The following is a 9319-nucleotide window of genomic DNA, read 5'->3' as shown; positions in this document are numbered from 1 at the left end:
CGCTGGTTCTGGTAGTGCGAGCCGTAGACGGCGGAACCGTACGGGTTCTCCGACGGGCTGGTGAGCTGGAAGAAGGCCAGCTGGCCGATCTTCATGCCCGGCCAGAGCATGATCGGCAGCGTCGCCACATTGGACAGCTCCAGGGTCACGTGGCCGCTGAACCCGGGGTCGACGAAGCCGGCGGTGGCGTGGGTGAGCAGCCCGAGGCGTCCGAGGCTCGACTTGCCCTCGACCCGGGCGGCCAGATCATCGGGCAGGGTGACGGTCTCGAAGGTGCTGCCCAGCACGAACTCCCCCGGGTGCAGCACGAAGCCCTCGGCGGGGTCGACCTCGACCAGCCGGGTCAGTTCGGGCTGGTCCTGCGCCGGGTCGATCACCGGATATTTGTGGTTGTCGAACAGCCGGAAGAATTTGTCCAGCCGGACGTCGACACTGCTGGGCTGGACCATCGCCGGATCCCACGGATCGAATTGCACGCGCCCCGCTTCGATCTGGGCGCGGATGTCGCGGTCGGAGAGCAGCACGCGCCTGAGGCTACCGTGACAAGGCATCGGCCGGGACCGGGAGGCAGCGAATCGGACCAACCGCCTACAGTGGTGTCTTCGTCGCGACCAAGGAGGCACCGATGCCGGAATCCGATCCGAACGCCGACACCAAGGCCGCATTCAAGGCGGCGCTGGAACGCAAGCAACAGAGCCAGCACTCCGGCGCCGACCACACCGACGCCGCCCGCGGCACTGCGAAGAACACCCACGCCCAGGGCGGCAAGCGGCAGTTCCGCCGCAAGTCCGGCGGCTAGAACCCGTCGTGGTTGAGCTCGCCGTTGGTTGAGCTTGTCGAGACCCGGACGTGGTTTCGACAAGCTCAACCAGCGACAGATCTCAGATGTTTTCGTCGCCGACTACGTACAACATCACCAGTTGGGCGGTCCGGTCCTTCAACAGGGTGACCGCCGGCGGAAACTCGGAGAGATTGGTCTGATCGACGACCACAGCAAGCCGCCAATTGTGCTTGCGCACCTTCTTGAACGCCTTTTGGAACGTGTCAGAGAAGTCACGGTGTTTGCGTAGGTAGAGCTGAATGTGGTCGGGCACCTCAACGTTCTGCTGGTTTGCGACGGCGGTGATGAAGGCGAGCGCAGAGCGTCCGCGCCGAACCTCCTCCCAGGCGGCTTGATAGAGCTGCTGCCGGGGCTCGGCTGTCGACCAGTCGTTCCACTGCAAAACGAACTGGGTGGTGTCGTCGTTGGTGACGTAGTCACCTAGACCGGTCTTGGGCATGGGGGGCCTCCTTGTTTGTGAATCGAACCCAGGCGGGTGCGAACCTGTGGGCCACCGATGTCGCAAGACGGGCGTGCCGGGAGCCTTCCTCCAACCTCCCGCACATCCGCAGCAATCGGGCCAGATAGGCGTCTGCGGGACCGATCCCCGCAGACGCCCCGATGGGCAGCCAGCAGCCGCTGTGGGCGGCCAACTCGGTGATCATTTCCTCGGCAAACCGCTCGTCCGGCTCGGACGCACCGAGCGCCATGATGAGCAAGCCCGCCGCGGCACCGGCCCGGAAGGTGCCGCGGACGCCGTCCCAAAGCTGCTCGAGGTAGTCCGGCGTGGCGGGCCGGCCGACCGCGGTGCCAATCGTGGCACCGGCGATCTGGTAAAGCGGGTCGAAGCCCGACATGTCGTCGTCGAGCGCATCCATGGCTTGGGCAAGATCCGTCAGCCGGTCTTCGCGAATCGCCTCGCTCAGCCTGCGTTCGTGCTCGGCGACGGTCACGGTTTCCGGATCGACGCCGGCCTGGAGTGTGTGCGCCTGCTCAGCATGGCGTTCCGCGACCGCAGTCCGTCCGGCCAAGCCGGCAAGCAGCTCGGCCAGCCTCAGCGCCAACCAGCGATGCAACACTGATCCGGACGCCTCGGCACGCTGCATGTAGTCGTGCGCAGTAGCGGTTGCCCCCAGCCGATCAGCCAACTCCACGTGCGCGTTGACCATGAGGTGCAGCGCTTCCAGTTCGGCCTCCGCGCTGCCCGCGCGGGCACCGGTGACAGCCATCCGTTGCGCCAACTCCAAGCGTCGGCGCGGCGGCTGCCGCGTCGGCCAGCTCAACGAGTGGAGGGCGCGCAGTGCATCGAGCGCAATGGCCGGATCGGCATCTGACGCCCGTTCCACCATCTCCGGCTCCACCTCACCGAGGACCGCAAGCATCGTCGCGTCGCCGGCCTTGCCGGCGCGCAGGTATCCCTCGACCAGCCGGACGCGGAGCGCAGTCTGGTCGGCCGATAGCCAGTCCAGCGCCTCGCCGATCAGCAACTGTGTCCGCCGGGCGTCCACGCCCAAGGGCACCCAGGGGCCGGCTGTGGCCAACGCGGCTTGGGCGAACAGCGTCGGTTCACCGGCCCGGCGGGCAAGCGCCGCGAATTCTCCGGCCTGGGACATCGCCTGCTCGATCCGTCCGCCCAGCGTGAGCGCCGCGGCGCCCTCGAGTGCCCACGGTAGCCACAGCCTCGGCGCCAGCCGGGCATCCTGCGCCAGCCCGACAGCCTCTGCGTAGCGATCGGCAGCGGCCAGCGGTGCGCCCGCCGCCACCAGCCCGGCGGCCTCGGCCGCCGTGTATTCAGCGGCGTCCGTCGCGTCGGGCAGCTGCCGCGCATGGTGGGCGATGCGCGGGATGTCAGGATCGGGCCGGGCTGCGAGCGCGTCGATCATCCGGCGGCGCGCCGTCTCCGGGGCGCCCAATCGGGCCAGCGCCTCGCGGAAGCCGGCATGCCGGAAGCCGATCCCTCGCGGCGCCTCAATCAGCAGACCGCCCGCGAGCGCGGCTTCGGCGAGTGCGGACGAGTCCGCACTCGAGAGCCCGAGCGCCTCTCGCAGCAGCGGCAGGTCGAGTTCGGCCGGCGTGTCCGAAGCCGCCAGTGCCAGCAGTTCTGCACACCCTTCGGGCAGGCCGATCAGGCTTCGCCGGACGAACTCCTCCAGGCTGGCCGGCGCATCAACCCAGCCTCCGGTCGCCTCGGTCTCGCGGGCCAGCGCTGCGAGCAGGAACGGGTCACCGCCCGCCGAGGCAACCACCTTCTCAACCAGCGTCTCCCGCTCAGGATTGGTCGCCGACACCAGTGACGCCGCCAGCGCTCGGGCGGACGCGTCGTCCAGCGGTTGCACCTGAAGGGCCACACAGTCGGTGGCGGCGATCCAGCCGTCGGTGAGCAGCGGATGCTCACCGAGCGGACGCGATCCGCCCCCGGTGACGATCGGGCAGATGCCCGGAAAGCGTGCCAGCGCCAGCAACAACTCGAGGGTGTCCGGCGCCAGTTCGTCCACATCGTCGACGATCAACACCCGCCCCGGACGGCACAATTCGCCGGCGAGCGCGGTGGCGCGGTCGCCGGTGGTGGCGTGGCCGGGAAGCGGAACGCCGAGCATCTCGGCCAAGCCGGTGACGGCCGACGCCCCCGACGGCAGCAGCACGGCGTCCGGGATCGCCCGGGCGAGATGGTTCAGCACCGTGCTCACCCCGATCCCCGGACGCCCACCCAGGGCGATCAGGGCGGGCGGTCGCGGCGCAGCCAGCAACCGGGTGACGGCGTCGACCAGGTGCTGGCGTCCGATCGGCGCGGGCGGGGCGGCCACGGTGACGTCGACCGGTGGGTCGAGCCGCGGATGCTGGTTGAGCAGGTCGTTCTCCAGCCGCCGGAAGGCGCGTCCGGCGTCCAGGCCGTAGTCGGCGGAGAACCGTTCGGTGAAGGTGCGACATTCGTCCAGCGCCGCGACCTGATCGCCGTTGCGGTACAGCGCGAGTACCAAGCTGGACGCCAACGCCTCCGATTCGGGGAGTTCGGCGCACCAGCGGCGCAGGTCGGCGATGACGGCCGCGTGCCGGCCGGAGGCCAGTTCGACCTCGGCCAGTTCGACCAGCAGCTCCGCGCGCCGGCTCTCCAGGTAGCTACGAGTCACGTCGATCGACTCGATTCCCTCGATCGCACCGAACGGCGTCCCCCGCCATTCGGCGAGCGCTTCGCGCAGCAACCCCCCGGCCGAGCGCGGATCCCGCCTCGCCAGTTCGCGGCCGCGGCGCAACGCGTCGTCGAAGCGTTGGGCGTCCAGTTCGTCGGGTTCGACCACAAGTCGGTAGGCACCGGCGGCTGAGACCAGCCGGGAGATCTCCTGGCGTCGCATCGCGGCCCGGAGCCGGTCGATGTGCACCCGGATCGCGGTGGTCGCGGTGCGCGGCGGTGTACCACGCCAGACACGGTCGATCAGCGCGTCCAGGGTGACCGGACGGTTGTGATCGGCCAACAGCACCGCCAGCACGGTCGCTTCCATCGGACGCAACCGCTGCGGTTCGGAGTCCACCGTCACACCGACCGGGCCCAGCACGCGGAAGTCGACCGCAGCCATCGGGCCTCCAGGGGGTGTGAATACCTCGCGCCCCGGCCATCGGGAGTGACTGCGGCGCTTGCCAGCACCCTAGCCACTGAATGTTCGCCACGGGCACCTCCTGATCAACCCATGGCGCCATCGTGGTTCGAGCAGATAAACCGTTCGTAAATCGCCGGCCGATGAAAGGGCCGCTGATCGCTCACGTCACCCCGGGCTCCGACGCGGGACCTCAGGCGGGAGAGATCCCGGATCGAGTCCGGGATGACGATGGAGGGCCTCGATCAGCCCATCCCTAGGCAGGCAGCCGGGTCGGGCGTCCCATCCGGTTCCACAGGTAGACAGCGGCCACCAGCGCGGCGATCCCGGTGGCGATCGCGCCGACCAGCAGCGTCCAGCGCGGCCCCCAGGCGTCACCGACCCAGCCGATCAGCGGGGCGCCGAGCGGCGTCCCACCGGTGAAGATCGCCATGTACAGGCTCATCACCCGGCCGCGCATCTCGGGCGCGGTGGTCAGCTGCACGGTGGTGTTGGCGGCGGTCATCACGGTCAGCGAGGTGAGTCCGGTCGGCACCAGCAGCACGGTGTAGACCCAATAGCTCGGGGCCAGCGCGAGCACCGTGGTGACCACGGCGAAGGCAGCCAGTCCGCCCACCACCAGCCGCAATCGCGGACGCCGCCGGCGGGCCGCCATCAGCGCCGCCGCCAGGGTGCCGGACGCCATCACCGAGCCGAGCAGGCCGTAACCCTCGGGTCCGACGCCGAACACCTTGGTCGCCATCAGGGCGTTGGTGATCTGGAAGTTCAACCCGAAGGTGCCCAGCATGAAGATGCAAAACAGCACCAGCTGCAGGTCGGGCCGGTGCGCGACGTAGGCGATGCCCTCGCGGATCGCGCCGCGTCCGCGTCGTACCGGGGCAGGGTGCAGCTGGTCGGGGCGCATCAGGAACAGCCCGAGCAGCACCGCGATGAAACTGATCGTGTTGACCGCGAACACCGGCCAGATGCCGACCCAGGCGATCATCAGCCCGGCGATCGCCGGTCCGAGCAGCCGGGCACCGTTGAACGAGGCGCTGTTCAGCCCCACCGCGTTGCCGAGCAGATGATCGGGCACCACCTCGGAGACGAACGCCTGCCGGGCCGGGGCGTCGAAACCCCACAGCACCCCGGCGATGGTCGCGCTCAGATAGACGTGCCAGAGCTGGACTGCACCGGTGGCCACCAGCGCGGTGAGCGCGGCGAACACCAGCGCGGTACCAGATTGGGTGATCATCATGATCCGGCGCTTGCCGAACCGGTCGGCCACGGCGCCGGCGATCGGTGAGATCAGCACCCCAGGGGCGAACTGCAGCGCGGTGATGTAGCCCAGGTCGGTGGCCGACTGATCGGTGAGCTGGGTGAGCACCAGCCAGTCCTGAGCGACCCGCGCCATCCAGGTGCCGACATTGGAGGTCAGTGAGCCCAGGAACAGCAGTCGATAGTTGAAGACCCCCAGTGAGGCGAACGTCTGAATCGGCTCCAGCGGGTCGCCGGCTTCGCCTTCGCTCATCGCCGCCGTCCGCTTCTCATCGGCGCCATGCTACGCGCCCCGGAACGCACGCCTGTGGCGAGGAGTCGAACCCCCCGTGCGACTCCTCACCACCGACGCCTCCCGAGCGTCTCGCAAGCCCCCCGATCCGCGTCCCTCCCAGTCGCGCCCACTGCTTCGCTTTCGGGATTGGCACCAGCGTGTCGATCGGCCATAAACGACCGGTAAACGCCGCCGAGGTTGACAACATACAACCGTTTGGTTGTATGTTTGTTCCATGACCGAGAGCGACGAGGACCAGGCCGACGCCCTGTTCCACGCCCTCGCCGATCGCACCCGGCGCGACATCCTGCGTCGTGTGCTGGCCGGCGAACACTCGATCAGCGCGCTGGCGGCGAGCTACGAGATGAGCTTCGCCGCGGTGCAGAAACACGTCGCCGTGCTCGAGCGGGCCGGACTGCTGACCAAGCGTCGGCAGGGCCGCGAGGCACTGGCCAGCGGCGACGTGCAGATGCTGCGCTCGGCCGGCCGCCTGCTGGCCGAGCTGGAAGAGGTCTGGCGCGGCCGGATCTCCCGGATCGACGACCTACTCAATCAACTCAAGGAGTGACCATGCCTGTTGTCGACGTCAAGACCGACATCGATGCCCTGACCCTGACGATCGTCGCCGACTTCGCTGCCCCGGTGGAGCGGGTCTGGCAGATCTATGCCGACCCGCGCCAACTCGAGCGGGTCTGGGGCCCACCTCAGTACCCGGCCACCTTCGTCGACCACGAGCTGAGCCCCGGCGGCCGGATGAACTACTACATGACCAGCCCCGAGGGCGAGAAGTTCTGCGGCTACTGGCGGATCACCGAGGTCTCCGAGCCCGACTTCTTCGCCTTCGCGGACGGCTTCGCCGACGAGCAGTTCAACCCCAACACCGACCTTCCCGAGTCGCAGAACGTCTACTCGTTCGCGCCGCACCAGGGCGGCACCCGGGCCACCTTCGTGGCGACCTACCCCAGTGCCGAGGGCCTGCAGCAAGTGCTCGACATGGGCATGATCGAGGGCGCCACCGCGGCGATCGGTCAGATCGACGAACTACTGGCTGCCTGACTCAGCCCTGACGGCGGACGGACGGGTCGCCCCTGTCGTCCCCAGCACCTAGCCTGGGGACGACAGGCGGGCGACCGTCCGCCGATTTCCGAACAGAAGGAGCAGCTTCATGGCAACGCAGAGCACTGCGCAGGCCCACTGGGAGGGCAGCCTGACCGAAGGCGCCGGCAGCGTCGACCTGGTCACCTCCGGCGTCGCACACTTCGACCTGAAGTGGGCGAAGCGGGCCGAGGCCGGTGCCGGCACCACCAACCCCGAAGAGCTGATCGCCGCGGCCCACGCCGCCTGCTACTCGATGGCCCTGTCGCACGCCCTGGCCGGCAACGGCACACCGCCCGAGTCGGTCGACACCAAGGCGGTCGTCGGCTTCCAGCCGGGCGTCGGCATCACCGGCAGCGAGCTCACCGTGGTGGCGAAGGTGCCGGGGCTGACCGAGGAGGAGTTCCTCAAGTTCGCCGAGGACGCCAAGACCGGCTGCCCGGTGTCGGCCGCGCTGGCCAGCATTCCGATCACCCTGAACGCGACGTTCGCCTCCTGACGCATTTCTGTCGGCTCCGCTCCCGGTGCGCCATGATGGCGCCATGACGATCATGCCGGGAGCGGAGCCGATCAGCGTCGACGGCTCCGAGGTCGGGGTGGTGCTGTGCCACGGCTACCCCAGCACGCCGCAGTCGATGCGCGGCTGGGCCGAGCACCTGGCCGCGGCCGGCTACTCGGTCCGGGTGCCGCTGCTGCCCGGCATGGGCACCCACTGGAAAGACCTCAACGCCACCGGCTGGCAGGACTGGTACGGCGCGATCGACCTCGCCTACCAACAGCTGACCGCGCGCTGCGCGACGGTATTCGCGGCAGGGTTGTCGATGGGCGGCCTGCTGGCCACCAAACTCGCGCAGGAGAAGCCCGACCTGGCGGGTCTGGTCGTGGTGAACCCGATCTACGCGCACACCAACCCTGCCCTGAAAGTGCTGCCGCTGCTGCAGCACATCCTGCCTTCGCTCGGCGGCATCGCCGGCGACATCAAGAAGCCCGGCGTGGTGGAGTTGGCCTACGACCGCAATCCGCTGAAGGCGATGTACAGCCAGACCAAGCTGTGGAAGATCGTCGTCGAGGACCTGCCGCAGCTGCGGCTACCGGTGCTGCTGTTCACCTCGCGCACCGACCATGTCATTCCGCCGATCTCGTGGCAGACCTTCCTGAAGCGGGTCGGCTCGGACGACGTCACGCAGGTGATGCTGGAGGACTCGTATCACGTGGCGACGATGGACAACGACGCCGAGCTGATCTTCACCGAGTCGGTGCGGTTCATTCAGAGGCTGACGCCACAGCGCCCCTGACCACGGCGGTGATGATCGGACGCGGGTCGAGGTCGACGCCGAGATCGATCACCTGCAGGAACAGCCCCTCGAAACAGACGGTGACGAGGTGGACGGCGAGGTCGGGGTCGGCGGCGCCCACAGCGACGAAGGCGGACCGGATCGGCTGCACAGCCCTCGATCGGGCATTGCTCAAGATGGCCCGGATCGCCTCGTCGTGGGCCGCTTCGACGAGCAGTGCGAGCCGCGCGGACGTCTGAGTCCGCAGCGGGCCGGTCAGCCGTCCGAACAGCGCGACGAGCGATTCGGCGAGCTGTTCCGGCGAGGCGGCGATCGGTGGCTCGGCGAGCATCCGCAGCTCATCCTCGACCATCTTCTCGGCGATGCCGAGCAGCAGCGCGGCCCGGGTGCGGAAGGCGTTCGAGGTCGAACCCTCGGGCAGGCCTGCGGCGTCGTCCACATGCCGGTGGGTCAAGGCGCGGATGCCCTCGGTGGCGAGGATGTCGATCGCGGCGTCCAGCGCCCGCTCCCGGTTGGATGGCATAGCGACATCGTAACTACATTCGTAGTTCGCATCTAACTACATCCGTAGTATCGTCGCGCCATGTCCGTCACCGTGCTCGCGAGCATCGACCTGGCCTTGCTGCTGGTCGCCGCCGGCTTCGGACTCACCTCGCTACTGGCCTGGCGGCGCCATCGCGGCTCGGGCCACCTTCCGACGGCGAAGATCGCAGCCCACCTCACCCTGCAGGTCATCGGCATCGCGACCTGGACGGCGTTCGTAGTCACCGGCGCCGTACCGATCGCCTGGACGGCTTTCGTGGTGCTCACCGCCGGGCAGGTCCTCGGCGATCTGCTGATGTTCGCCTCGTACCGCGCCCGACACCCCGGCGCCGTCCGACCGCACTACTTGGCCGTGGGCAGCGACGTGTTGAGCTTCCGGCGTCCGGCTCCGGCGCTGCACGCGCTGGTCGGCGCGCTCGCCTGGTTCTCGATGCTGGCGATCTGC

Annotated in this window: 11 protein-coding genes; 6 read left to right on the top strand and 5 right to left on the bottom strand. The window is 68.8% G+C overall.

Going from position 1 to position 9319, the window contains the following annotated elements:
- A partial coding sequence (dcd, locus tag Q0066_RS10670) for a dCTP deaminase (protein WP_298132730.1) occupies positions 1-524 on the bottom strand: 524 nt, incomplete at its 3' end.
- 101 nt (positions 525-625) lie between these two features.
- On the opposite strand from dcd, the gene Q0066_RS10665 reads away from it, so the two are divergent.
- Positions 626-799, top strand: coding sequence for a DUF5302 domain-containing protein (locus tag Q0066_RS10665; RefSeq protein WP_298132727.1), 174 nt, complete (start codon positions 626-628; stop codon positions 797-799).
- 82 nt (positions 800-881) lie between these two features.
- On the opposite strand, the gene Q0066_RS10660 is transcribed toward Q0066_RS10665, so the two are convergent.
- The 3 genes from Q0066_RS10660 to Q0066_RS10650 all read right to left on the bottom strand — a co-directional run bounded on the left by Q0066_RS10660 (position 882) and on the right by Q0066_RS10650 (position 5920).
- The gene (locus Q0066_RS10660; protein WP_298132725.1) at positions 882-1280 is read right to left on the bottom strand and encodes a hypothetical protein; all 399 of its coding nucleotides are present in this window, start codon (positions 1278-1280) and stop codon (positions 882-884) included.
- A complete protein-coding gene (locus Q0066_RS10655; RefSeq protein WP_298132723.1) occupies positions 1258-4392 on the bottom strand; it encodes a transcriptional regulator in 3135 nt (1044 codons plus the stop codon). The genes Q0066_RS10660 and Q0066_RS10655 overlap by 23 nt, the downstream gene beginning before the upstream one ends.
- Before the next feature lie 274 nt (positions 4393-4666).
- A complete protein-coding gene (locus Q0066_RS10650) occupies positions 4667-5920 on the bottom strand; it encodes an MFS transporter (RefSeq protein ID WP_298132722.1) in 1254 nt (417 codons plus the stop codon).
- Between the two features lie 256 nt (positions 5921-6176).
- Here Q0066_RS10650 and Q0066_RS10645 point away from each other — a divergent pair, with 256 nt between their 5' ends.
- The 4 genes from Q0066_RS10645 to Q0066_RS10630 all read left to right on the top strand — a co-directional run bounded on the left by Q0066_RS10645 (position 6177) and on the right by Q0066_RS10630 (position 8331).
- Entirely contained in the window at positions 6177-6509 is a 333-nt protein-coding gene (locus tag Q0066_RS10645) for a metalloregulator ArsR/SmtB family transcription factor (RefSeq protein WP_298132720.1), read from the top strand.
- A gap of 2 nt (positions 6510-6511) precedes the next feature.
- Entirely contained in the window at positions 6512-6997 is a 486-nt protein-coding gene (locus Q0066_RS10640) for an SRPBCC domain-containing protein (protein ID WP_298132718.1), read from the top strand.
- Positions 6998-7106: 109 nt separating this feature from the next.
- Positions 7107-7535 (top strand): OsmC family peroxiredoxin, encoded by a 429-nt coding sequence (locus Q0066_RS10635; RefSeq protein ID WP_298132716.1) that lies wholly within the window; start codon positions 7107-7109, stop codon positions 7533-7535.
- A 43-nt stretch (positions 7536-7578) separates the two neighbouring features.
- Complete coding sequence (locus tag Q0066_RS10630) at positions 7579-8331, top strand: alpha/beta fold hydrolase (protein WP_298132714.1); 753 nt, start codon at positions 7579-7581, stop codon at positions 8329-8331.
- On the opposite strand, the gene Q0066_RS10625 is transcribed toward Q0066_RS10630, so the two are convergent.
- Positions 8300-8854, bottom strand: a complete 555-nt coding sequence (locus Q0066_RS10625; protein ID WP_298132713.1) for a TetR family transcriptional regulator — start codon at positions 8852-8854, stop codon at positions 8300-8302. The two genes, Q0066_RS10630 and Q0066_RS10625, sit on opposite strands and share 32 nt — an antisense overlap.
- A gap of 60 nt (positions 8855-8914) precedes the next feature.
- Here Q0066_RS10625 and Q0066_RS10620 point away from each other — a divergent pair.
- Positions 8915-9319: hypothetical protein (locus Q0066_RS10620; protein WP_298132711.1), on the top strand; the 405-nt coding region annotated here is incomplete at its 3' end.

It is taken from the genome of Micropruina sp. (assembly GCF_027492755.1).
In the GTDB taxonomy this organism is placed as follows: Bacteria; Actinomycetota; Actinomycetes; order Propionibacteriales; family Propionibacteriaceae; genus Micropruina.
This window is presented reverse-complemented; position numbering and strand designations above follow the sequence as displayed.

What these genes read in the sequence shown, in the direction of transcription:
- Q0066_RS10660 (WP_298132725.1), bottom strand. Translation starts at nt 1,280, where the DNA reads ATGCCCAAGACCGGTCTAGGTGACTACGTCACCAACGACGACACCACC.
- Q0066_RS10645 (WP_298132720.1), top strand. Translation starts at nt 6,177, where the DNA reads ATGACCGAGAGCGACGAGGACCAGGCCGACGCCCTGTTCCACGCCCTC.
- Q0066_RS10650 (WP_298132722.1), bottom strand. Translation starts at nt 5,920, where the DNA reads ATGAGCGAAGGCGAAGCCGGCGACCCGCTGGAGCCGATTCAGACGTTC.
- Q0066_RS10635 (WP_298132716.1), top strand. Translation starts at nt 7,107, where the DNA reads ATGGCAACGCAGAGCACTGCGCAGGCCCACTGGGAGGGCAGCCTGACC.
- Q0066_RS10625 (WP_298132713.1), bottom strand. Translation starts at nt 8,854, where the DNA reads ATGCCATCCAACCGGGAGCGGGCGCTGGACGCCGCGATCGACATCCTC.
- Q0066_RS10630 (WP_298132714.1), top strand. Translation starts at nt 7,579, where the DNA reads ATGACGATCATGCCGGGAGCGGAGCCGATCAGCGTCGACGGCTCCGAG.
- Q0066_RS10640 (WP_298132718.1), top strand. Translation starts at nt 6,512, where the DNA reads ATGCCTGTTGTCGACGTCAAGACCGACATCGATGCCCTGACCCTGACG.
- Q0066_RS10665 (WP_298132727.1), top strand. Translation starts at nt 626, where the DNA reads ATGCCGGAATCCGATCCGAACGCCGACACCAAGGCCGCATTCAAGGCG.
- Q0066_RS10655 (WP_298132723.1), bottom strand. Translation starts at nt 4,392, where the DNA reads ATGGCTGCGGTCGACTTCCGCGTGCTGGGCCCGGTCGGTGTGACGGTG.